General features: G+C 59.1%; 17 protein-coding genes and 1 pseudogene. 11 read left to right on the plus strand and 7 right to left on the minus strand.

The features are described from left to right. Nucleotides 1–822: 822 nt before the first annotated feature. Nucleotides 823–1,017 (minus strand): hypothetical protein, encoded by a 195-nt coding sequence (locus tag QM649_RS14160; protein WP_415199701.1) that lies wholly within the window; start codon nucleotides 1,015–1,017, stop codon nucleotides 823–825. Nucleotides 1,018–1,158: 141 nt separating this feature from the next. On the opposite strand from QM649_RS14160, the gene QM649_RS14165 reads away from it, so the two are divergent. Beyond that, nucleotides 1,159–1,884 carry a TetR/AcrR family transcriptional regulator gene (locus QM649_RS14165; protein WP_415199702.1) on the plus strand — a complete coding sequence of 242 codons (726 nt, stop codon included), beginning with the start codon at nucleotides 1,159–1,161 and terminating at the stop codon, nucleotides 1,882–1,884. After that, a complete protein-coding gene (locus tag QM649_RS14170) occupies nucleotides 1,881–2,534 on the plus strand; it encodes an epimerase (protein WP_415199703.1) in 654 nt (217 codons plus the stop codon). Before QM649_RS14165 ends, QM649_RS14170 begins: the two co-directional genes overlap by 4 nt. 24 nt (nucleotides 2,535–2,558) lie before the next feature. On the opposite strand, the pseudogene QM649_RS14175 reads toward QM649_RS14170, so the two are convergent. From QM649_RS14175 to QM649_RS14185, 3 genes and pseudogenes are all read right to left on the minus strand, one after another. Then, nucleotides 2,559–4,040: pseudogene (locus QM649_RS14175) on the minus strand (glycoside hydrolase family 9 protein). Beyond that, nucleotides 3,971–5,428 (minus strand): S41 family peptidase, encoded by a 1,458-nt coding sequence (locus QM649_RS14180; RefSeq protein WP_415199704.1) that lies wholly within the window; start codon nucleotides 5,426–5,428, stop codon nucleotides 3,971–3,973. The pseudogene QM649_RS14175 and the gene QM649_RS14180 overlap by 70 nt, the downstream one beginning before the upstream one ends. Nucleotides 5,429–5,505: 77 nt before the next feature. Continuing rightward, nucleotides 5,506–5,688 (minus strand): hypothetical protein, encoded by a 183-nt coding sequence (locus tag QM649_RS14185; protein WP_415199705.1) that lies wholly within the window; start codon nucleotides 5,686–5,688, stop codon nucleotides 5,506–5,508. 195 nt (nucleotides 5,689–5,883) lie between these two features. On the opposite strand from QM649_RS14185, the gene QM649_RS14190 reads away from it, so the two are divergent. The 7 genes from QM649_RS14190 to QM649_RS14220 all read left to right on the plus strand — a co-directional run bounded on the left by QM649_RS14190 (nucleotide 5,884) and on the right by QM649_RS14220 (nucleotide 14,566). Beyond that, nucleotides 5,884–6,234 carry a PadR family transcriptional regulator gene (locus QM649_RS14190; protein WP_415199706.1) on the plus strand — a complete coding sequence of 117 codons (351 nt, stop codon included), beginning with the start codon at nucleotides 5,884–5,886 and terminating at the stop codon, nucleotides 6,232–6,234. Nucleotides 6,235–6,276: 42 nt separating this feature from the next. Continuing rightward, nucleotides 6,277–8,940, plus strand: a complete 2,664-nt coding sequence (locus tag QM649_RS14195) for an ADOP family duplicated permease (protein WP_415199707.1) — start codon at nucleotides 6,277–6,279, stop codon at nucleotides 8,938–8,940. A gap of 257 nt (nucleotides 8,941–9,197) precedes the next feature. Continuing rightward, nucleotides 9,198–10,121, plus strand: a complete 924-nt coding sequence (locus QM649_RS14200) for an aldo/keto reductase (protein WP_415199708.1) — start codon at nucleotides 9,198–9,200, stop codon at nucleotides 10,119–10,121. Nucleotides 10,122–10,147: 26 nt separating this feature from the next. Further along, nucleotides 10,148–10,531: a nuclear transport factor 2 family protein gene (locus tag QM649_RS14205; RefSeq protein WP_415199709.1), complete on the plus strand. Its 384-nt coding sequence runs from the start codon at nucleotides 10,148–10,150 to the stop codon at nucleotides 10,529–10,531. A gap of 177 nt (nucleotides 10,532–10,708) precedes the next feature. Next, nucleotides 10,709–11,482, plus strand: coding sequence for a YcbK family protein (locus QM649_RS14210; RefSeq protein WP_415199710.1), 774 nt, complete (start codon nucleotides 10,709–10,711; stop codon nucleotides 11,480–11,482). A gap of 21 nt (nucleotides 11,483–11,503) precedes the next feature. After that, entirely contained in the window at nucleotides 11,504–11,830 is a 327-nt protein-coding gene (locus QM649_RS14215; RefSeq protein WP_415199711.1) for a PadR family transcriptional regulator, read from the plus strand. Between the two features lie 9 nt (nucleotides 11,831–11,839). Next, nucleotides 11,840–14,566: an ADOP family duplicated permease gene (locus tag QM649_RS14220; protein ID WP_415199712.1), complete on the plus strand. Its 2,727-nt coding sequence runs from the start codon at nucleotides 11,840–11,842 to the stop codon at nucleotides 14,564–14,566. A gap of 97 nt (nucleotides 14,567–14,663) precedes the next feature. On the opposite strand, the gene QM649_RS14225 is transcribed toward QM649_RS14220, so the two are convergent. Beyond that, nucleotides 14,664–15,563 carry an SDR family oxidoreductase gene (locus QM649_RS14225; RefSeq protein WP_415199713.1) on the minus strand — a complete coding sequence of 300 codons (900 nt, stop codon included), beginning with the start codon at nucleotides 15,561–15,563 and terminating at the stop codon, nucleotides 14,664–14,666. 202 nt (nucleotides 15,564–15,765) lie between these two features. Here QM649_RS14225 and QM649_RS14230 point away from each other — a divergent pair, with 202 nt between their 5' ends. Then, the gene (locus tag QM649_RS14230; protein ID WP_415199714.1) at nucleotides 15,766–16,662 is read left to right on the plus strand and encodes an AraC family transcriptional regulator; all 897 of its coding nucleotides are present in this window, start codon (nucleotides 15,766–15,768) and stop codon (nucleotides 16,660–16,662) included. Nucleotides 16,663–16,737: 75 nt separating this feature from the next. On the opposite strand, the gene QM649_RS14235 is transcribed toward QM649_RS14230, so the two are convergent. After that, entirely contained in the window at nucleotides 16,738–17,706 is a 969-nt protein-coding gene (locus tag QM649_RS14235; protein WP_415199715.1) for an amidohydrolase family protein, read from the minus strand. Between the two features lie 185 nt (nucleotides 17,707–17,891). On the opposite strand from QM649_RS14235, the gene QM649_RS14240 reads away from it, so the two are divergent. After that, entirely contained in the window at nucleotides 17,892–21,287 is a 3,396-nt protein-coding gene (locus QM649_RS14240) for a glycosyl hydrolase (protein ID WP_415199716.1), read from the plus strand. A 63-nt stretch (nucleotides 21,288–21,350) separates the two neighbouring features. Here QM649_RS14240 and QM649_RS14245 read toward each other — a convergent pair whose 3' ends face one another. Next, nucleotides 21,351–22,661 (minus strand): DUF3863 domain-containing protein, encoded by a 1,311-nt coding sequence (locus QM649_RS14245; protein WP_415199717.1) that lies wholly within the window; start codon nucleotides 22,659–22,661, stop codon nucleotides 21,351–21,353. Between the last annotated feature and the right edge of the window lie 50 nt (nucleotides 22,662–22,711).

Below are 22,711 nucleotides of genomic sequence, written 5' to 3' on the forward strand. Positions count from 1 at the left end.
CGAGGGATACACGTCGACAGCACCTACTCATGACGGGACTTCATGCAGATGGAAACACCGCACCTTCCGCTAGCGTCTGGACATAGTGTGCTTCCGAGGTAGGTTCGTCAATGAGTGACAAATCGACAAAGCACGTATCGAGGGCGAGTCCTTGAGCGCTAAGGCCTGAAGGCGTCAGTTGAGAAGGTTTCGATGGGATGTTTCCGCTATGTCGCCTTATGAGGAGGAATCGATGCTCGCTCTTTCGCCGCGAGAGGAAGGCCGCTGACCAGTTTCTAGAATCTGGCCCTCTGTAAAGTGAATGTTTTACGGCTCAAACGTTCAGCTTCCACCCATACACGTTTCGCTGTTTCTTGGTCTGTCGCTTGTGCCGGTAGCTTTACCTGTGTGGGTGCACCCTTAACTCGAAGAGTCCTCCGGGGCCATAGTATCCGCCAGCAATGGCATTGGGGGACGTTGCGGCATACAGGGTTGGTAGTGCGCCGCCGTGAGCGTCACGAGATAGAGGCTGTGCCAGCCAGACAACCAACCAAAGAAAAGAGCCGTCCTCGCCGGGGCCGGAGCGATGGAAGTTGGCAGCGGCAGCGCCTGGATGCGCTTGTGTCGCCACAACAGGAGAGCCGGATTCCTCTAGACGGCGCTGCAACTCGTAGGCGAAGAGCGAATCCGCAAGCTTCGACTGGGCGTATGCACCTGTAGGACTGTATTTTCGCTCGCCTTGTAAGTTCTCGAAGTCAATATGCGCGAGATTCATCGTACCGCTCGACACGATCACGATGCGCGGACCTGCTTTCTGCTTCAGGCGAGGGTATAGCAAGCTCGTCAAAGCGAACGGTCCGAAGAAGTTGTTGCGAACTGTCGTTCCAATCCGTCTTCGGTCAACTCGCGTTTCGGAACTGCCATCACGCCTGCATTGTTAATGAGCAAGTCGATGCTCGCATTTGGGTAGTTCTCCGCATACCAGCCCGCGAAGCGAGACACACTCGCCTGCGAGGAAAGGTCGAGAACCGTAGGCATGATCACAGCACCAGGTACTTGTTTCGTGATGCGTGAAGCTGCATCCTGTGCCTTTTCCTAGCTGCGCGCGGGAAGAGCCAACTCTGCGCCCTTGCGAGCCAGCTCTAATGCGGTTTCAAAGCCTATACCGGAGTTGCCCCGATGATGACCGTCCGTTTCCCGCCTGTGAGGGAATGTCCGCTGCTGACCACTTCATCTCTGTGTTCGTATGTGCCATCTTTTAGCCTTTCTCCTACTGCTGGGCCTGCAGAAGCCAATTGGCGATATCGTGACAAATATTTTAATTTTTGTCAAAATGTCTATATGCCGCTTAAAGCCACTAAAGTGAAAATAGAGGCTCGCCGCCGAACCATCTTGCAGGCAGCGCAGTGGTGTTTCCTCAACTTCGGCTTTGGGAAAACAACTTTCGACGATATCGCCAAACGGGCGAACCTATCGCGAACGCTGCTCTACAAACAATTCACAGATAAGGAAGCTATCTTCACAGCCGTCTTTGAAAACTGGCTCGTTGCAAAGCAGCCAGCGGCCCGGCAAGCTGCTACCGGGAAAGAAAGCCGGTACAGACGTTTGCTTGCGGTCTGCCGCATTATGGTTCTTGAACCATGGAAGGATATGTTCGGTGCTCCGATGGCCGGAGAGTTTCAGGACGTATGTGAACGCCTTGATCCAGAAATAGCCCAGGCACACCGTACTGTGACGCTAGACTGCATCACCAGTATTCTGACCGACGCATCTGTAGCGGAGGTCTTCCTGCTCGCACTGGACGGGCTTTTGGCCGATGAACCGAGCGTCACGGCCTTGGATGCTCGCATGCAGCTTCTCGTCGAACGGTTCGCTTCGGACTCGTCACGAAAGGTGGCTAAATGAAGATTGTGTTCCTTGGCGCAACGGGTATGGTTGGCTCTGGCACCTTACGCGAAGCACTCAACGATATTGATGTAGAAACCGTGCTCAGTGTGGGGCGCCGATCTTGCGGCTTAGTGCACCCAAAGCTCCAAGAGCTGATTTTGCCGGATTTGTTCGAGATTGGCAGAATCGAGGATCAACTCAGCGGCTACGATGCTTGCATTTGGGCTTTAGGCATCAGTTCGGCGGGGATGAAGGAGCCGGAATACAAGCGCATCACGGAGGACCTCACGCTCCTTTGGGCGAGAACACTCCTCAGATTGAATCCAACCTTTTCGTTTTGTTATTGTTCAGCCGCTGGTGCAGGGGGCAGGTGGATGTGGGCGCGAGTACGTCAGCGGGTTGAGAACGCGGTCCAGAAGATGCAATTCTTGCACGCCGGAGCGGTGCGCCCGGGCTTCATCCAGCCAGGTCCTGGGATCAGCAGTCGAGTTCGGCTGTACCAGGTTGCTATCGAAATTTTGCGCCCAGTCTTTCCACTGGGTGTGCGGCTCTGGCCATCACTCTTCACCACGTCTGAAAGGCTTGGACGAACCATGCTGCGAGTTGTGAAGGGTGAAACGAATCGTTTCATACTGGAATCTAGCGACATCAACCGACTGGCGCAGTAACAGCCAATCACAAAGGCATTATCTCTAGACGAGAGCAAAATGGGATCGATCCCATAAGCGCCTTATGAGGAAGTCGTGCCGGTCTGCCGCCCGGAGAGCCTGTCTGTCTGGTCTAGGCACTGCAAAGGAGCCAACGTATGAGGACGAATGCGAGGCTGGTCTTCCATTGACCAGGGAAGGCAGACTAAGGACTCCTGTAACGAATACGAGTCCAGCCCCTTCACTTATCTGCCCTTCGTTAGAGGCCCATGATCCTGCTCGGTCGCAGAGATCGAGGTAGCAGTGATCTGCGGGAGTTCCGCGCTTCTGGAGAGCCTTGAGAGCAGAGTCAGCACCTTCGGGCTTGCCATTAGGACCGCCAACTGCCCAACCGGGTAACACAACTCCATAGTCCCTGTAGGTCCAATGCCATAGGTGGTGGACTGGATGCATGCCATAGCCCGCGACGAGTGAATGATCGACAGCATTTCTCCCCAGTATCCAGGCGATCTATTCGAAGGCGGCCCGGCGAAGGCTGGGTGAGGGTTCGAGCGCGTTTGCCATCAGCAATAGGGCACTGCGATGCAGGACGCGCTCGGCGCTGCCCCATGTGTATTCGTCTTCCTGAAGAGTGACGTGAAATGGATGAGCAGAGGCAGCGTTTGCAATCGAGGTGGCCTGCCGCATTATGGCCTCGCGGGCGACCACGTGTAACTTTGGGGGCGAAAGCGGGAAGGACGCCAGGCTGTACAGGCCTAGAAGTGACGGGTCGCTCCAACTAACCTCAGACTGCTGACGGATGGTGATGCTCCGAGCGACATCGACAGAATCGTCCGCGTAGGTCAAAGCGTGCTCCGCATGTGCCCATAGAAGCTCGCCAGTACAATCATGATCTGCGTAGAACGGGTCCTTGGCGGCCACGTTCGGATTTCTCTTGAGCCACTCCCAGGAGCGATCAGCTGCTGCGCAAAACCGACGGGACTGATTGCGATCCGTGGGCGCGAACAGCCGTGCGGCCTGAAACCTCACGGCGGTAAAGTCTGCTGCACTTCCTGTCGAAGCTGCTGCTGCGATTTGAGGATTTGGGTCGGCTTCGGGTGGTATTCCCCATGCAGCCGACAGAGAAGCTTGCGTTGCGCCGTCGACCTTGTGCCGAACGCCTCCGTCGGGGTCTTGCATTTTCAGCATCCAGGTCAGTCCCCATTGTGCCTCTGCGAGCAGCTCGGGGTCAGGAGGGGAAACGAGAAGAGTCGACCGGGCCGTTCGATCCTGTAGCTGATACAGGTGAAGCATGTAGCTGACCGCTATGGAAGTCATGCTTACCCATCTTCCGTAGTCGCCTGCGTTATACCACCCTCCCGTTAGGTCGCAGCGTTCTGAAGTTCCGGCGAGTATAGTCGGCTGCGTATGGGACGCGGCATGCTGGATGCCAGTGGCAGCGAATCGCACCACTTGCGCTAGTTCTTTCTTCCCAGAACAGCTGCGATCTTGGATGCTCTTGTATAGGGCGTGTCCCGAGTCGCCCACGGAACAAAGATGTCGGGTGTTATGCCGTCATTGGCATTCGAGCCGTCTTTAAGATAGCCGACACAGTTTGGGATCTTGACCTGAGCATGGGAGTGCGTCAGCGTCGTAGGAATACCGCCATCGACGAACCCACAGCCAGCTCCGCCCGTCAGTTCCCCGACAACCCGGGCGGCATGATTATCCTGCAAAAGACCGGCGAACCGTTCCGCAGAAGACCAACTGTGAGAGTCGACAGCTACGAAAAGCGGCAAGCGATTGGCGCCCTCATGATAGGAAAGCTTCAACGGATTAAAGAGAATTGGCTTCGAATCCCACTCCGAGAACGATCCAGGCTTGGCGTAAGGAAGTATGCCGCCCCAGTACAGCTTCTCCTCTCCCACCAGCGAGCAGGTCAAGCGTCCATCGTCAAAGACATGGCTTCGATCACATGGCTCTTCACTTTCGGCTATCGCCATCTTCAACCGTTCGGCCGCTGCGGTTAAGACCTTTTGCGGCTGCTTCCCTGCACTGATGTCCGATTCAACACTGTGCAAATAATCCTGGAGCCGGGCTGTCCAAAAAGGCACTTTCAGAAATCCCTGATGCTCTTCGATCAAGCGTACTGGCGTGAGGGAACGTGCCACTGCCTCGTTCCAGTCATCGCCACCATCGTTGTGCGTGATATCGATCAACAGCGCTGTTGCTCCCAGCGTGTGGAGCTGATTGGCTCGTTTCACAACTTCAGCTGTCAGATAATTTGAAGCTCTGAGCGCGACACGGATTTGGCAACTATGATCACACGCACTCTTATCGTCCAGATGTAGTTCACCGAGAGCATTCTCACAAGCATCCGGGAATCCATGCTCGTTGAAGTTCGCGATTCTGATCACGCCCACTTTCGAGCGATGAAGATCGAGAAGGCCTCCGGGAAAGAGATTCGACCCTTCGCCGGAAATCGTCACGAAATTGGGCAGAAGAGAAAACTCTATGCCCTTTCGTCCTGGAGTCTTGAACCCCAGCCGACTACACAGCGATGCCGATTGAGAAGAGGGATCCGCGGCTTTGGCCGATGGCCATTTCAACGACAGATGACCATCCCCAAATGCGTTCAGAAACTGCTCGAATATATGCTCGGCTGCCTGATCGCTGGTTGCAGATCGAAGTCCCTGCTCGGCATCCGCTCGCAGCTTTGGCAGGTCAAGATGGCGATCTTCAATCGCCCAATCCAGATCAGCGTAGTGGGAAGCCATCGCGGCGAGCAGCTCGTGAAAATCATCCAGCCAGAGCTGCGAGTCGTAAGCGCCATCTGGCTTTGGAGGCACTTCATCCGACTGGGCCACGATCCTGAGCGGCTGCACAACGAACGAAGCCAACAAAATCAGCGGGAGCGAGGACCTCAGCAGCTTCATACGCGTATGTTACACAGCGTAGCGGAAAGGGGAAATTATTTCGTTTGGATTCGAACTCCCGATAGCCTCGCCTGACATTAAACGTCCCGCCCGATAAAGCCTTTCCGCCGCATCCAGTTCCAGAAATCGCGCGCGGTAGGAGATGGCAACAGGGAAATGATGAGAAACGCTACTGTCGCCAGCAAAAACAGCGCAAATATCACCGCTGTAATCACGATGACAAACGTCTTGAGTGAAAACGCCGCGATCGATAGAAGCATGGAAGTCTCTGTCTTATAGGATGTTTTAACACTACCTGTCGGTCTCATACCGTCCTGCTTTTTTCGCAGCCATCTTCTGAGCCGCAGGGATTCCCCTGCTTTACCCCGCGCTGCCGGCAATAAATTTCTCTCTTCCCATAGTCATTCGAGTGGAGTAGCATCCTTTCCCATAGCCATTCGAGGGGAGAGCACGGCATGACGGTAAAGAAAGCCTACGAAACAGGCGACATCCTGCAGGGAACACTGGACATGCTGATCCTGCGCACGCTGGTGGTGGGCCCTGCGCATGGACACACCATCGCGCGCATGATCGAGAACAGCTCCGAGAACGCGCTCGACGTGGAGCAGGGATCGCTCTACCCGGCGCTTCACCGCCTAGAAGATCGCGGCCTGCTCTCTGCCGAATGGGGCGTAAGCGAAAACAACCGCAAGGCCAAGTTCTACCGGCTGACAACCAAGGGCCGGAAGGAGCTCAGCGCCGCGGCAGGCCGCTGGCGCAGGATGACGCGCGCCATCGGCCTCATCCTTGGGGAGTCCTTCGAGTAAAAGAACGTCTTTCGATACGAGGCAGCGCGGGAGGCAAAGCAGATGAGCATACGGCGTTTTACGGATCGATCGCGGAAAGACCAGGAGCTTGCCGACGAGATTGCATCTCATCTCGCCCATCTTCAGGACGAGAACGCCGCGCGAGGTCTTTCGCCAGAGGAAGCTCAACGCCAGGCACGGCTATGTCTCGGCAACCCTCGTACGATTCGCGAAGAGGTGTGGCGTAACCGTTCGATTCCCTGGCTCGAAGATCTCTGGCGGGATCTCCGCTTCGCGCTGCGGAGTCTCGGCAAGACGCCGGGCTTCACCCTCATCGCCATCCTTGTCATCGCTGTGGGCATTGGCGTAAATACCGCGGTCTTCTCGGTGATCAACGCTGTTCTCCTCAAGCCGCTCACCTACCCTGATCCCCAGTCACTGGTCGAGCTGCGCAACACCGGCCCCCAGGGCGCTTTCGCCGCCGCCAATATTCCCAAGTTCAACATCTGGCGGCAGCAGACCAGTGTCTTCGAGCGCGTTGCCGCGTATGACTTCGGCGGCGCCGGCATGAACATCACCGGCGGTGATCATCCGCAGCAGGTGCAGGGCATCCATGTCTCGACGGATTACTTCGCCCTGTTCGGCGCACCTCTGGTCGCAGGACGCACCTTCACCGCGGCCGAAGATAGCCCGCACGGCGGCCAGGTGACTGTCATCAGCTACGAGCTGTGGAAGACCCGCTTCGGAGCCAGCCCGAAGGCCGTGGGATCGACCATCCAGCTCGATGGCCAGCCTTACCTGATCGTCGGCGTCATCGGCCGCAGCTTTGTCACCGACACGCCCGCCGACCTCTGGGTGCCGTTTCAGTTCGACCTCAACTCGCAGGACATGGCCCACTACTTCACCGCGGCCGCGCGCCTGCGGCCCGGCATCACGCTTGCACAGGCCAATGCCCAGCTCCGGATCGCCGCCGACCAGTACCGGGCTGCCTATGGCGTCCAGTCGCTTCCGCCCCACGGCAGCTTCGACGTCCAGTTATTCCAGGAGGCATCCATCGGAGATACGCGCTTCCCGCTCCTGGTGCTGCTGGGAGCCGTCGGCCTCGTTCTCCTCATCGCCTGTGCGAATGTCGCAAATCTGCTGCTGGCAAAGGCCTCCTCAAGGAGACGGGAGTTTGCCACACGCGCAGCCCTCGGCGCAGGACGCGGGCAAATCCTTCGCCAGCTGCTGACCGAGAGCCTTACTCTCTCGCTCGCCGGCGGCGTACTCGGCCTCATCCTCGGATACGCCGGCGTTCGCCTGTTACTCAGCATCAATCCCGGCAATATTCCTCGTATTGGTGAAGACGGCGGCCACATCACCCTCGATCCAGCGATCCTGCTCTTCACTCTTGGCCTCTCCCTGCTCACCGGTGTGCTTTTCGGGTTGTTCCCGGCCGTCAGCGCATCCCGGCCGAACCTTTTGTCCGCGCTCAATGAGAATGGCAGCCGCTCCGGCATCGGCACGCGCAGCAGCAAACTCGGCTCGAGCCTGGTGGTTCTCGAAATGGGGCTTACGCTGGTCCTCGTGATTGGCGCCGCGCTGCTCATCCGCACCTTCCTCAAGCTGCAGGCAGTTGATCCCGGCTTCGCCATGCACAACGTCATCAGCATGGCCATGTCCGTCAGCGGCAGCCGCTTCCAGACCACCGCACCGGTCGCGCAGGTCATCCGCGACGGTACGGATCGCGTGCTCACCGTTCCAGGGGTGATCGACGTAGGTGTGAGCAACGGCCTGCCCATGGTGGGCAGCTTCGGGATGGTCTTTGATGTTGTCGGGCGTCCGAAGGGAGATGGGCCTTTCACCGGCGATGCAACCTTCGACTCCATCTCCTGGAGTTACTTCAACGCCCTCAAAATCCCACTGCTGCGCGGCCGCGCCTTCACCGAGCAGGACGGCGCGGGGACGCCGCTGGTAGCTGTCATCAATGAAGCCATGGCAAAGCAATACTGGCCGAAGGGCGATCCTCTGAACGACCGCATCCAGATTGCACCGGGCGTGGGACCGGCCTTTGCCGAAGGACCGCGGCAGGTGATCGGCATCGTGGGCAACACGCACGAGATGGGCCCCGGCATTGAGCCACGTCCCGCCATGTATATCCCGATGGCGCAGATGCCCGATCTCGAGACCGCGCTCAATTCCCGCGTCACGCCGCTCTGGTGGATGATCCGCACGCAGGTCGATCCGCGAACGCTCGTTCCCGCGATCACCGCAGCGTTGCGCGAGACCAGCGGTGGACTGCCTGTGGCCCACATCCGCACCATGGAGGAGATCGAGGCGCGCAACACCGCACGCCAGCGCTTCAACATGCTGCTGCTCAGTGTCTTCGGAGCCGCGGCGCTGATCATGGCCGCAATCGGCGTCTACGGAGTCATGTCCTATTCGGTGCAGCAGAGGACGCAGGAACTCGGCATCCGCATGGCGCTGGGGGCGCAGGCCTCCGACCTGCGCCTCACGGTCATCCGGCAGGGCATGATGCTGGCGCTGATCGGCGTGGCAATCGGCATCGGCGGAGCCTTCGGCCTGACGCGCTTCCTGTCGAGCTTTCTCTTTGGGGTGAAGACGCTCGATCCGGTGGCCTTCATCGCCATGCCGCTCGGGCTGTGTGCGATCGCACTGCTGTCCACATGGGTTCCCGCGCGGCGGGCTACCCGCGTCGATCCAATGACGGCTCTAAGGCTGGAATAGCAGGAGAGAACGTTCCCATCGCGGAGGCTACAGCCGACAGCTTCGCGATAGACGCAGCGAGGTTTTCTCTGCTCTAATTCTGCCCAAACGTACTGCAGCTGTTCCGCGTTTGCTGACCCCTGCCCGGAGCCGGAAAAGAGCAGCCACGGGAAGTCATCCGGAGGGTCGCGCCCGCGGCGCAGCAGTGCGCACAACGTGGCGGAGGTGTCTCCTTGATCGAATCTACGGAACCTCAAACGGACCTTCGGGGAACAGACTTGCAGTGGAAGAGAATCCCGCTCACCCACGGAAGCGGCCATATACCTGCGCTCGGCTTCGGTACGCTGATCCCCGACCCTGCCGTGACAATCACGGCTACCCGGGATGCGCTGGCAGCAGGCTTCCGGCATTTCGACTGTGCCGAGCGATACCTGAACGAGCGACAGGTTGGGGAAGCATTCCAGGCAGGCCTGGCCGCCGAAGGACTCACACGCGACGAGATATTTGTGACCACAAAATTGTGGAACACGAACCATCGTCCGGAACGCGTGAAGCCAGCCTTTGAGGCCAGTCTGCAAAGACTTGGCCTTGATTACCTGGACCTCTATCTCATTCACACACCTTTCGCATTCCAGCCGGGAGAGGAATACGACCCGAGAGACCAGGACGGCCGCGTGATCTACGATGACGGCGTGACCCTGCTTGAAACCTGGGGAGCCCTGGAAGAGCTTGTGGATAGCGGCAGGTGCCGGGCCATCGGGCTGTCAGACATCACCCTTGACGGACTCTCGCCCATCTACCAGGCTGCGAGGATCAAGCCCGCGGTGGTCCAGGTGGAATCACACCCCTATCTCCCCGAGACCGAGCTCCTCGATTTCTGTAACCGGAACGGTGTCGTATTGCTGGCATTTGCGCCGCTGGGGCACGGCGTGAGCGATCTGCTGAAAGATCCGGTCATCACCGGGATTGCAGCGCGTGTCGGAAAGACACCTGCACAGGTGGTGCTGGCATGGGCCGTCCAGCGCGGGACTGCCTTGCTCACCACGCCCAAATCTGCGGCTCGCGCACGGGAGAACTTCGACATCTCCGCCCTTCCCGAAGACGCGTTCCACGAGATCAATCGCATCGAGACCAGGCAGCGGCTCAACGATGTGGTGAACACCGGCTCGCCGGGCTTCATTCCACGGGTAGAGAAAGCGTAGGAGCCCTCGAACATCCGGAGCCAACCATGCAGGACGAACAGATCCGCGCAGCCTTGAACGCTCACTGGCAGGCCTCCGCCGCTGGCGATGCGGAGGCAGAGCACGATATCTACGAAGACGATGCGATCTGCGACTATCCCCAATCGGGGGAGCGAATCCTGGGCCGTCGCAATCTGCAGGCCCTGCGGAGCCATCACCCCGGCAAACCCGCGGGCTTTCAGGTGCGGCGAATCCTCGGAAACGGAAATCTCTGGGTTACGGAATACATCATCTCCTACCAGGGGCGGCCCGCATATACGGTAAGCATCATGGAATTCCGCGGCAGCAAGGTCGTGCACGAGACCCAGTACTTCGCAGACCCCTTCGATGCACCGGCATGGCGCAACCAATGGGTGCAGCGCACCCCTTAACTCCTCAGAGATTCGCCAAACCGGGCATGAAAAGATGAGCTCCCGGCGATCCTTCCCGGGCGTGCTTCTTCATCCGGTTACAGTCACGTTTCTACGATGAAAAAATGAGGAATTTCCTTGCGACACCTAGAGGGCTTTGTATATGGTCTCTTATACATAGACTTCTTGGGGTAATGGATGCCTGACAACCATCGGCAGAAAGCCATCGGACTGCGCACTTTGATCGGGCTTTCGCAGAAAGCCCGGCGCACTCGCAGCGCTCGCGCAATATTCGTCCTGTTCGCCGCGGCGGCATTCCTGCTGACGGCGACGGAGGCGCATGCCCGTCCCCTGAAGCTGCATAAGCACTCCCGCCTGGGCGCAATGGCTCGCAGCCTTTTCAACGTAGCGCTTCCCTCACCCGGACTCCAGATGTCCGACGAAGAGGATGTCCCCGATACAGGCGAACGGTATGAACTGAAGCTCGCACGCTCCGGCGATGGCCAGACGGTGGATGTCGTCTATCGCATTGGCGATGTCTACATCCCCGAAGCGCTCGATCAGCTGAACCAGTTCCTCTGCGACAGCCACAACGGCGATGTTCCGAACTTCGATCCCCGAACGTTCGACCTGCTGCACACGGTTCTCGCCAAGATCGGCAGGACCGAAGATTCCGTGGATATCCTCTCGGCGTACCGCTCGCAGGAGACGAACGATATGCTGCGTCTCGAGGGCGGAACCAACGCTGCACTGCACTCCCAGCACATCGTGGCCAAGGCGCTCGATATCCGTGTTCCAGGCGTATCGGCTTCCCTGCTCCGGGTTGCGGCTCTCTCTCTGCATGCCGGAGGCGTGGGCTACTATCCGACGAGCCAGTTCGTGCATATCGACGTTGGCCCCGTGCGCGAGTGGAACTACTCTCCGCGGCTCGCGCACAAGCGCCGTTCGAACCGCAGACACGTTCACGCATAGCGAGAAGAGCGATCGGAAGCTATGCCTAAGAACGATATGCAGGGAGCCATCGACCTGCTCATCCTGAAGACACTTTCGCAGACTGGCGAGATGCATGGCTACGGCATCGTCGTGCACATCGAAAAAGCCTCCGGAGAGTTACTGCACGTGGAAGAGGGCTCTCTCTACCCTGCGCTTCATCGCATGGAGCAGAGCGGCTGGATCACATCCGAGTGGGCTCTTACCGAGACAAAGCGTAAGGCCAAGTTTTACCGCCTTACGCCCGTGGGCAAAGAGCATCTTGCATCCGCCGAAGAGAGCTTCGAGCACTTTGTCAAAGGCGTCCGCTCCATACTTCGTTACGCGTAGAAGGTCCTCTTGCCGATCTTTCGCCGCATCGCCAATCTCTTCACCCGCGCAGCTCTCGAACGCGAAATCCAGGCGGAGCTGCAGTCGCACATCGAGATGCGAACAGAAGACAATCTCGCGCGCGGACTCTCGCAGGAGCAGGCCCGGCGTGATGCGCTGCTCCGCTTCGGCAACCCTGTCACAACGCGCGAGCGAGTCGTCGCCTCCGACGCAGCCCTGATACTTGCAAACCTCTGGGCAGATCTGCGCTATGCGTTGCGTCAGCTCTGCAAGTCGCCGGCCTTCGCGGTCACCACTGTTCTTACGCTTGCGATTGCAATCGGCGCGAACCTGGCCATCTTCCAGCTTCTCTACGGCGTGCTATTTGCTCCACTTCCCGTCGCGCAACCGCAACAGCTCTATTCCATCCGTGCAGTCCCATCGCCCTTCGACGGCAAATGGTTTCTCTCCTACCCCGCATACCGCAGGCTTCGTACGGCCACGCCGGATGTTCCGGTATTCGCGCGTTCAGGCGACGGCATGGGCGTGCTCCAGGAGTCTTCCGGAACGACCAGCCGCATCAGCTTTCAGATTGTCTCCGATAATTTCTTCCGCGTGCTGAGCCTCAAACCCGCCGCCGGCCGCTTCTTTCTCGACGGCGACGATGACCGCCCGCAGAGCGAGTGGCCTGTCATCCTGCGATACGGCTATGCGCGTGCACACTACGGGAAGACTGCCGCCGCAGTCGGAGCGCATGCCATCTACAACAGCCTGCCGATTGTCGTGATCGGCGTTGCGCCTTCGAATTTCGAGGGCATCGTGCCAGGTCAGGCTCCCGATCTGTGGTTCCCGCTGGCAGCGCAATCCACCGGCGCACTTTCCGTGGCATTCGATTCTCTCGGTCCGGGTTACGATGTGCACCTGGAAAAGCCGTATCGCAGCCAGCCTACGATCTTCTGGCTCAACACGCTCGCACGTGCCGATAAAAGAGACAAAGCAGCAGCCACAGCCAAATGGAGCGCAGCCCTTGCGCCTGACCTCTCCATACGGGCCAGCGAAGAACATAGCCCAGAGGCCGCGAGCCGCATTCTGCATGCGCAGGTCTCACTGGTTTCCGCCGCGCGCGGCGAAGGTTCGCTGGGAGAGTATTACGGCACGCCTCTGGCTGTTCTCATGGCCATGGCCGTTGTCGTTCTGCTGATTGGGTGCCTCAACCTCGCGAACCTGCAGATGGCCCGCCTTCAGCGGCGCCAGCAGGAATTTGCAACACGCATCGCTCTCGGCGCGCGCCGAGGACGCATCCTCGCGCAGGTCACGACGGAAGCAGCTCTGCTGGCATTCGCGGGTGGCGTGCTCGCATATTTCACGGCACGTGCATGCACATCGCTCCTGCTGCACTGGGTCTCGGGACGCTACGAACCTCTCCCGATCGATACCTCAATGGGACCGCTCGCCGCATGTGTCTATGTCTGCTGCCTGCTCGGAGCGATGGCCGCCTTCGGCGTGCTTCCCGCATGGCGTATGACCCACCGGAGTTTTGCTGCCAGCCTGCACACGCGCTCCGGCGCATCCAGCCTGCGCAGCCGGCGCGGATCGAGCGTGCTTCTGGCCGCGCAGGTAAGCTTTTCCCTGCTGCTGCTTTCGGCGGCTGCCCTCTTCGCGCAGAGCCTGCGCAGTCTGGCACGCATCGATACCGGCTTCGATCGCGATCATGTGCTCTCCGTGCGGGTAGATATGGAAAACACAGGTTTCGCGGATCGACAGACGGACTTGCCCGCCTTCTATGACCGCCTCGTCTCCGGAATCAGCGTATTGCCCGGAGTACGCAGCGTAGCCGTGCACATGTGCGGCATTCCCCTGTGCGGATGGAACACGCAGATCCACGCCTACGGCCGCGAGAGCTCGGAAGCCGCGCTGCATGGCGAAGAAGATCGTGTGAGCCCCGGCTACTTTTCCGCACTCGGCATTCCCCTGCTCGATGGACGCGCGTTTACCGAGCAGGACCAGAAGCACACGCAGCCAGTAGCGATCCTCAGCCGTTCCTATGCGCGCCAGCTCTTCGGCAATGAAAGCCCGGTCGGCCACTGGATCGGCTACACCGCAGCCCCCGGCGATCACGAGTATCTCGTTGTCGGCGAAGTTGCGGACGCAAGCTTCGACGGGCCAGGCGAACCGCCGCCACCTTCCCTCTTCGCGCCTATCGCGCAGAGGCCGGCCTCGATTCACTGGATCGAGGTTCGCTCGGAAGGCTCAACAGCGACGCTGTCTTCCGAGTTGCGCAACGCGCTGCACAACATGGCGCCGGATCTGCCCATCCTCGAGATCACACCGCTGAATATCGAGCTCGGCGACACACTGATCCGCGAGAATCTTCTGGCCAGGCTCACCGGCGCGTTCGGCGCCATGACACTCGCGCTTGCGGCCATCGGCTTTTATGGATTGCTGAGCTTCCGCGTAGCCAGCCGTACATCCGAGATTGGCGTGCGCATGGCGCTCGGAGCCACGCGATACCAGGTCCGCAGCCTTTTTCTCCGTCAGACGCTTGGCATTCTGCTCACCGGCATGGTGCCCGGAGCGGCGCTGGCGTGCGTCGCAGCATGGACCGCGCGCCGTCTCCTGCATGATTCCGCAGCTACGAGCTTCCTGGCTCTTGGACTCTCTTCCATCACCTTGATCGGCATCGGGCTTCTCGCGACACTCCTGCCCGCGCATCGCGCGGCTTCGGTCGATCCGGTACGAGCCCTGCGCAACGAATAAAACGTCGAGCATCAGCGTTCCCGATCGATCCGCTTGATCCCTATAAGGCAGAAGCGCATCGGAAATCATTGCCGATGCGCTTCTCTCCAACGATGACTTAGCCCAGCGGGTTCAGCGAGTAGTCCATGCCGTCGAGATCTTCGATCAGGCTAGGACCGGCAGGCGTCCAGTTCAGTTTCTTCCGCGTGATCGCGCTCGAAGCCGGCATGTCATGCGCAGCGAAGCGAGCGAGCCATCCGAAGTGCGCTTCGGCCTCTTCAGGCTTGATGCTCACGACAGGAACCTTGAGTCCGCGTCCCAGCGCTTCGGCAATCGCCTTCATCGAGACGCCCTCTTCATCGACTGCGTGATAGATCGAACCAGCCTCTGCCTTTTCGAACGCCAGACGATAGAGCTGCCCAACAGATGCGACCGGAGCCGCCGGCCAGCGGTTGCTGCCGTCGCCAATGTACGCCGACACACCTTTCTCGCGTGCTACCGCGTGCACATAGGGCGTCAACCCCTGCTTGCGCGTGTCATGCACCTGCGGCAGACGCACGATCGTGGTGTTTACGCCGCGCTCCTTCAGTTCGTTCATCACGGCTTCAGAGGCTGCGCGTGGATTCCACGATTCAGTAGGGCTATCTTCGGTGGAAGGCTTGCCATCAATGTTGGCGGCGATCGCCGTCCCCGACGTCATAATGAACGGACGATTCGAACCAAGCAACACTTCGCCAATCGCCTGGATCGCCTTGCGGTCGTCCTCGCAATTCTTCATGAACTGCGAGAAGTCATGGTTGAAAGCCAGATGAATCACACCGTCGGAATTGGCGGCCCCTTTTCTCAGGCTGTCGAGGTCCTCGATATTGCCGTGGAGCACTTCGACTCCTGCTGCCCGCAGCTTCTCCGCACCTGCCTCCGAACGCGTAAGCCCCAACACCTGGTGCCCCGCCTGCTTCAGCTCAGGAATGAGCGCTGATGCGATGAATCCTGCTGCTCCGGTCACAAAGATACGCATGCTGATGTCTCCTCAAATCTCATGAATGACAAACCTTTCTTAGGCCGTCGATGAGTAGATGGGTCAGAATCACGGACGATCTATACTAAAAGTCCGAATGATTAGCCCAATCGTCCTGCCAATCCGGGAAAGCGAGAGAGAAAGCCCGTCCGCTGCGCCGCTGGAACCGCCTCCGGGCGCAGCCATCGGATCGGGAGAACGCATGGACCCGCTCTCCGAGATGCTCACGCTCATGAAGCCGCGAACCTATGTCTCTGGTGGCTTCTCCGTGCCCGACGAAGTGGCGATCTACTTTCCGCAGCACCAGGGCATCAAGTGCTATGCCATGCTCGCCGGAGAATGCTGGCTGGTGGTGGAAGGCGAGGCCGAGCCGATTCTGTTGCGAGCCGGCGATTGCTTTGTGCTGCCGCGCGGGCTTCCGTTCCAGCTCAAGACCGAGCTCTCGCTTGAGCCTGTCCACTACGCGGTCCTCCGCACCCAGCTCGGCATGTGCAGCGATGTGGTCGACGGTGCGCGCTATATCGCCGGCGGCTTCTTCGGCTTTGCCGGAAGCCATGCCGACATGCTCTTACAGTCTCTGCCACCCGTCGTCCACATTCGTCGCGAATCGGACAAGGCTGCGATGCGCTGGGCGCTCGAGCGCATGCGGGAAGAGCTTCGCGATCCGCAGCCGGGCAGTTCCCTTATCACGCAGCAACTGGCCTACACCATGCTGATCCAGGCTCTGCGCCTGCATGTGTCGGACGCCTCCAATGCAGGCCGCGGCTGGCTCGCAGCGTTGTCGGATAAACGTATGAGGGTTGCAATCTCCAGCATGCACGACACGCCGGGCCATCCATGGACGCTGCAACTGCTCGCCGAACGGGTCGGCATGTCGCGCTCTGTCTTCGCACTCCGCTTCCGCGAGATTGTGGGCGTTGCGCCGATGGAATACCTCACGCGCTGGCGCATGCTGCTGGCCGCCGATCGCCTGAAGGACTCGTCGGAAAGCCTCTCCACCATTGCACAATCGCTCGGCTATGTCTCCGACAGCGCCTTTGGCAAGGCCTTCCGCCGCGTGATGGGCTGCTCTCCGCGGCAGTACACTCGGCCAGCTTAGTCCCAACACGAACAAATCCGTTTGTCGCCGCAGCGCCTGCAATACGACGGACTTATGCCTGCGCGAAGGCTATCTTCACACGGGCTCCTGCTCCCCGTTGCGCGGCTTCCAGCGATAGGCGCGGATGGAATTACTCCAGAAGAACTTGTGGCGCTGCACTTTCGTCTTCGCATCCATGTACGAACGCACAAGCTTCAGTGTGTCTCCATAGATGGCGAGATGATCGCTGTTCGGCCAGTCGCTGCCAAAGAGGACACGGTCTTCGCCGAAGACATTCCATATCTCATCGAGATGATCCCGATAGTACGGCAGATCGAGCCGTGTACTCCCGTCGATACGCACCGGAATCTCTGAGAGCTTCACGAAAACATTCTGATTCGCGGCCAGCCGGTGCAGGTTGTCGAGATAGCTTCTGCGAGCACTGGAGTCCACAGGCATCTGCAGAGAGGGAAGATGATCGACGACAATGCGCAGATCAGGAATGCGGGCTGAGATGCCGAGAAGCGCTGCGATCAGCTCCGGATCGGGATTCGCAGACTCCAGCACGAGACCTGCATCGGCCAAACGCCTGAGCCCATCCACAAAGCCGGGATTGCGGCTATCCGACGACAGGCTGCGACTCCACAGGTTGCCATAGCGGAAGCCCAGGAAGAGCGGATTTGCGCGAAGCCGGTCCAGTTGCTGGTCATAGCGAACTGCACCGGGAATCAGATCTCCGATAAAGCCAACGATGATGGGATTCGCCGCTGCAACCTGCAGCACCCAGTCATTGTCTTCCATACGCGGGCTGGCCTCGACAACGATCGCGCCACGCACTCCGAACGGCGTTGCGATCGCAGCATAGCGATCTGGCAACGCGGGAGCATAGATCGCATCGCCCGGCAGAGGCCACGGAATTCCGCCCGGCCGGCGCGGATCGAAGAGGTGGATGTGGCAGTCGAGAATCGGCTCATCGCCGCTCAACGCTTGCGCAAGCGGCGCTGAGAGGCACGCCGCACCACTCGCAGCGATCAGGCGTAAGACATCTCTCCTGCTGGTCTGCATCGATTCCCCTGTTATGCGATGGTTGGAAAAGCGGCCCGAAAGCTCGCACGATACGATACGGCAGCAAGCTCTCTAATGGTTCTGTTGCCCTAATGGTACCAAATGTGTTATCAGGTGGCCGTCAGGCACATCGCTCTCTACGATGTGCTCTGAGTCCCACTGCTTTTCTGAATGAGGAGTATTCGATGGCTGCCCGTCGCACAACAATCCTTGCTCTCGCCATGCTCGGCAACCTTGCCGTTTCGATGCCGTCCTACGCGCAGGAGCCAGATTCTCTGCTGCAAGGCTTTCTGAATCCGCCGCCCGGCGCTCATCCACGCGTGTGGTGGCATTGGATGAACGGCAACATCAGCAAGCAGGGCATCGATCTGGATCTTCACTGGATGCACAGCGTGGGCATCGACGGCTTCCAGATGTTCGACGCCGCAATCTCAACCCCGCAGGTCGTGCCCCAACGGCTCGTCTACATGACACCCGAATGGCAGGACGCCTTCCGCTTCGCAACTGCAACCGCGGATAAGCTCGGAATGGAAGAAGCGATTGCCGGTTCACCGGGCTGGAGTGAAACCGGAGGTCCGTGGGTTCCTGCTTCGCAGGGCATGAAGAAGTATGTTTGGAGCGCTACGCCGGTAGAAGGCGGCAAGCCATTCCATGGAACGCTGGCGCATCCCCCCGGCAACACCGGCCCCTTCCAGAATCTTGGCCCGCGCGAGATGATCACTGCGCCCGACGGCACAAAGAGTATCCCGCAGTTCTATGCCGACTCTCTCGTAATTGCCTACAAACTCCCGGCCGATGCGAATGCAATGGCGGATTCGCGCCCTCGCATTACATTCAGTGCCGGGAGCGCGGATGCCGCACTCCTCGCCGATGGCGATCTCACAAAGACCGTCGAAATTCCGATCTCGGATCACGGCGATGCCTGGGTACAGTACGAATTTCCTTCTCCGCAGACGATTCGTGGATTGACACTGGCCATGGACACGCCCTCCGGCCTGGAAGCACATCTCGCCGGCACAGCCCGCCCTGAGAAGTCTCTGGAAGCCAGCGACGATGGAACGACCTTCCGAAAGATCATCGACATCCCCAACGGCAATTCCCCCGAATACACCCTCGCCTTCCCCGCGGTGAAGGCGAAGTACTACCGCGTTGTCTTCAAGGCAACGCCGCCCTCGGAACTGCCCGAGTGGATAAGAAACATGGATCCCAAAACACTCAGCGATGCGAGGAGCAAAGCGAAGAAGGCATTTGATATCGAAGAGCTTCAAATCTTCAGCGATGCACATGTGCATCGCTTTGAAGAGAAGGCCGCGTTCCTCCCAGTGCCAAGCCTCTACTCATTTGCGACGCCGGATTCCCCCGCAGACTCGGTCGTTGCAAAGCAGGACGTGATCGATCTGACGGGCAAGATGAAGGCCGATGGCACGCTCGACTGGACACCTCCTTCCGGACATTGGATCGTACTGCGCTTCGGCTATTCTCTGCTGGGCATCACCAATCATCCTGCAACAGCTGAAGCCACCGGCCTCGAGGTCGACAAGCTGAATCGGAAGTATGTCGCCAATTACATGGATCAGTATCTCGATAGCTACAAGCGCACGGTCGGCGCGGAGGAGATGGGCGCGCGTGGCATCCGCTACGTCATCACTGACAGCTGGGAGGCCGGCGCACAGAACTGGACCGATGACATGGTGGCTGAATTCAAACGCCTGCGTGGCTACGACCCGACCCCATGGATGCCGGTCCTCGCCGGACAGGTCGTACAAAGCGCGGCGGGGAGCGACCGATTCCTTTGGGACTTCCGCAAGACCATCGCCGACCTGACCGCAGACGAACACTACGGCCAGGTAGAAGCGTCACTCAAGGCGCGCGGCATGGGCCATTACGGCGAGTCGCACGAATCCGGCCGCGCCTTTATCGCCGACGGCATGGAAGTGAAGAAGCTCGATGATATTCCTATGTCCGCCATGTGGACGCAGACACCGGGCGTGAATAAGACGTTGTATCGTTTCAACGCAGACGATCGCGAATCGGCCTCTGTCGCTCACATTTATGGTCAGAACATCGCTGCGGCCGAGTCTATGACCGCCGGAGAAGCGCCATGGGCATGGTCTCCGGCCACGCTGAAGCCAACAGCGGACCAGGAATTCCTGAACGGCATCAATCGCTTCGTCATTCACGAGTCCGCACATCAGCCGCTTGTCGGTAAGGCACCCGGACTCACGCTTGGGCCCTACGGCCAATGGTTCAACCGCAATGAAACGTGGGCCACAGAGGCCGGTCCCTGGATCAGCTATCTTGCACGTACAAGTTACATGCTGCAACAGGGACACTACGCTGCAGATATCGTCTACTTCTACGGCGAAGATTCGAATCTCACTTCGATCTTCGAAAGCTCTGCTCCGGCAATACCTGCCGGACATGGATTCGACTACATCAACGCGGATGCCCTGATCCATGAGCTGCACGTTGCCAGCGACGGCTCGCTCACAACGGCCAGCGGCATGCATTACCGGCTTCTCGCACTCGACCCCTTCTCACAGCACATGTCTCTACCAGTTCTGCGTGCGATTCACGAGCTGGTACAGGCAGGAGCCACGGTCACGGGGCCAAAACCTGCCGACGATCCGAGCCTCGCAGACGATCAGCCGGAATTCCATCGGCTGAACGAAGAACTGTTCGGTAACGGATCAGGAGTACATCATGTCGGCAAGGGCACGGTCTACACGGGACAGCCTCTCTCTGAGGTCTTTCAGGCAATCAGCCTTACGCCGGACTTTGACTATCAAGGCGCAGGCACCGAACCGAGCGTGCTCTTCAGCCATCGAACGACGAAAGATGCTGACATCTATTTTGTAGATAATCGCAGCGACCAGGGAACATCGATCGATGCAAGTTTCCGGGTGACCGGCAGGAGCGCGGAGATATGGAAAGCAGAGACAGGCTCATCCGAGCCGGCTTCTTATTCCATCGCTGACGGCCGCACTACTGTTCCTCTTCATCTGGAAGCCTGGGGCACTGCCTTTGTCGTCTTTCGCCACAAAGCGACAGCTCCCTTCCGGCAGATACCGCAACCGTCGGAGAATGAGCTGACCACGCTGCAAGGCCCATGGCATGTAAGCTTCGAGGCGGGCCGAGGCGCTCCTCCATCCGCAACGCTGCAGACCCTCGTCTCCTGGAGCGAGAACAGCGATCCCGGAATCAAGTATTTCTCCGGTGCGGGAACATACACTCAGACCGTCGAAGCGCCTGCAGCATGGTTCCACAAGGGCGCGAAGATCTACCTCGACCTCGGCGATGTGAAGAATCTCGCCCATGTCACTGTCAACGGAAAGGATCTCGGCGTTACCTGGCACGCTCCCTACCGCGTCGATATCTCCGGAGCCTTACACCCCGGAAAGAATGAGATTTCCGTTAAGGTGATCAACCCCTGGGTAAATCGCCTGATCGGCGACCAGCAGCCCAACGCGACGGTAAAGTACACCTTCACCGATATCACGCCCTATCATGCGGACTCGCCTCTTGTTCCCTCGGGCTTACTTGGACCAGTACGCATCACAAGCCTTTCCGTGAAGGAATAGCCTGACCAGCACCACTCCTCACAGCTCACTGGGATCCCACCTCAAGCGGATCTCAGTGAGCTCTCAGGCCCATGCGCGAAGTGTAGGATAGCGGGCGTAGATGCGGCGCTGATCTTCAGGAGAAAGTTCGCTCAAGCGACGGGGCTTGTCCTGTGGACGTGTGCCCTTCTGATTCAGCACATTCATCAGGCTCCACTCACGCTGCGGCGCGGACGGTTCGCTCGCCGGAAGATCATAACGAGTAAAGTCGATTACCTCGTGCGGCTTGTCTCCGCCGATCGGATGCAGCAGTGCGAGACGGAACTCTTGGTTCATGTACCAGCAGATCTCGAGGTTTTTCTCAGAGCCCGGCGCACCAGTTCCCTGCTCTTCAAAACGATAGTTCACATGCGCATTATCGTGGAAATGTTCCCGCCACTTCATGCCGAATTCGCCTTCCGTCACCACCTGGGTATCCGGCCAGCGTTCCATGATGGATTGCAGCCACCATGCGAGATCTTCATCATGGCCCAGTGATGTCTCCCATATTCCCGTTACCCAGCCAAAGCCGTTCAGCGCATAGCCGCGATCGAAGTGGACAGCCGTAGTGTCCATCATTTCTCTGCGGCCCAACTCGCGCCCAAGGTCCTGAACCGTCTCGATCGGTCCCACTCCCATGCGGCTGTTGAAACCACCGTTAAAGCCTTCGCGGCGCGCCGCAAGAAAATCGCAGGTCCAGCCATCGAGGCAGACGCAGTCTACAAAGTCCGCCTTGCTCTGCGCGGGCTTCAGATAGTGCTCCCTGCTTGGGTAATACGGATAGCAGATGCCGCCATCTCCATCGCCATGGTCGATGCCGTGCTGGCTCCAGATCTGTCCCTGGCATACGTGGATGCCTTCGTCCTGTGCGAGCCAGTATTGATTCTGCGCATCGAGAAAACCGGCGATCAGGGATTGCGGACGATAGCCGCCTCCAACCATCTGCGTAATCTGTCCGAGCGCCTCGTGAATCGTCCGCCGATTCTCCTCACGCGTGTTGTACATCGGCGCGAAATAACCACCGGGGATAAAAGTGATCTCGTCGTCATAGCGATCGTGATAGGAGGCCAGCAACTTGCGCGCCTCTTTGTATTCCGCACGCGTGTCCTGCAGCGCCAGCCAGCTGATCGCCCAGGTCATGCGCGCCTGCGGACAACCGCGAGCGAGAGCCTCGCGGCGGGAACGAATGCGAGCCGGGCTATTGTCTGCCGACTCGTCTTCACCGATATTGCGCGTCCTCGTTACCTCTACCTGGTTCACGCGGACGACGGAAACATGTGTGAGAAATCTTCCACGCAGCAACGGCAGCTCAAGCGTGTCGACAAGCGTACGCGACCAGGGGGCCGCGGTCGCCATAGCAGACAGTCCAGCGCACTTCAGGAAATCTCTTCTGCTCCGAAGATCGC

This window comes from Silvibacterium sp. (assembly GCF_047605705.1).
Lineage (GTDB): Bacteria > Acidobacteriota > Terriglobia > Terriglobales > Acidobacteriaceae > Silvibacterium.

Bases quoted from the DNA above. Each gene is read 5' to 3' on its own strand.
- QM649_RS14195 (WP_415199707.1), top strand. From the start codon at position 6,277: ATGAGCATACGGCGTTTTACGGATCGATCGCGGAAAGACCAGGAGCTT.
- QM649_RS14245 (WP_415199717.1), bottom strand. From the start codon at position 22,661: ATGGCGACCGCGGCCCCCTGGTCGCGTACGCTTGTCGACACGCTTGAG.
- QM649_RS14215 (WP_415199711.1), top strand. From the start codon at position 11,504: ATGCCTAAGAACGATATGCAGGGAGCCATCGACCTGCTCATCCTGAAG.
- QM649_RS14180 (WP_415199704.1), bottom strand. From the start codon at position 5,428: ATGAAGCTGCTGAGGTCCTCGCTCCCGCTGATTTTGTTGGCTTCGTTC.
- QM649_RS14170 (WP_415199703.1), top strand. From the start codon at position 1,881: ATGAAGATTGTGTTCCTTGGCGCAACGGGTATGGTTGGCTCTGGCACC.
- QM649_RS14165 (WP_415199702.1), top strand. From the start codon at position 1,159: ATGATGACCGTCCGTTTCCCGCCTGTGAGGGAATGTCCGCTGCTGACC.
- QM649_RS14235 (WP_415199715.1), bottom strand. From the start codon at position 17,706: ATGCAGACCAGCAGGAGAGATGTCTTACGCCTGATCGCTGCGAGTGGT.
- QM649_RS14190 (WP_415199706.1), top strand. From the start codon at position 5,884: ATGACGGTAAAGAAAGCCTACGAAACAGGCGACATCCTGCAGGGAACA.
- QM649_RS14240 (WP_415199716.1), top strand. From the start codon at position 17,892: ATGGCTGCCCGTCGCACAACAATCCTTGCTCTCGCCATGCTCGGCAAC.
- QM649_RS14185 (WP_415199705.1), bottom strand. From the start codon at position 5,688: ATGCTTCTATCGATCGCGGCGTTTTCACTCAAGACGTTTGTCATCGTG.
- QM649_RS14230 (WP_415199714.1), top strand. From the start codon at position 15,766: ATGGACCCGCTCTCCGAGATGCTCACGCTCATGAAGCCGCGAACCTAT.
- QM649_RS14225 (WP_415199713.1), bottom strand. From the start codon at position 15,563: ATGCGTATCTTTGTGACCGGAGCAGCAGGATTCATCGCATCAGCGCTC.
- QM649_RS14160 (WP_415199701.1), bottom strand. From the start codon at position 1,017: ATGCCTACGGTTCTCGACCTTTCCTCGCAGGCGAGTGTGTCTCGCTTC.
- QM649_RS14205 (WP_415199709.1), top strand. From the start codon at position 10,148: ATGCAGGACGAACAGATCCGCGCAGCCTTGAACGCTCACTGGCAGGCC.
- QM649_RS14210 (WP_415199710.1), top strand. From the start codon at position 10,709: ATGCCTGACAACCATCGGCAGAAAGCCATCGGACTGCGCACTTTGATC.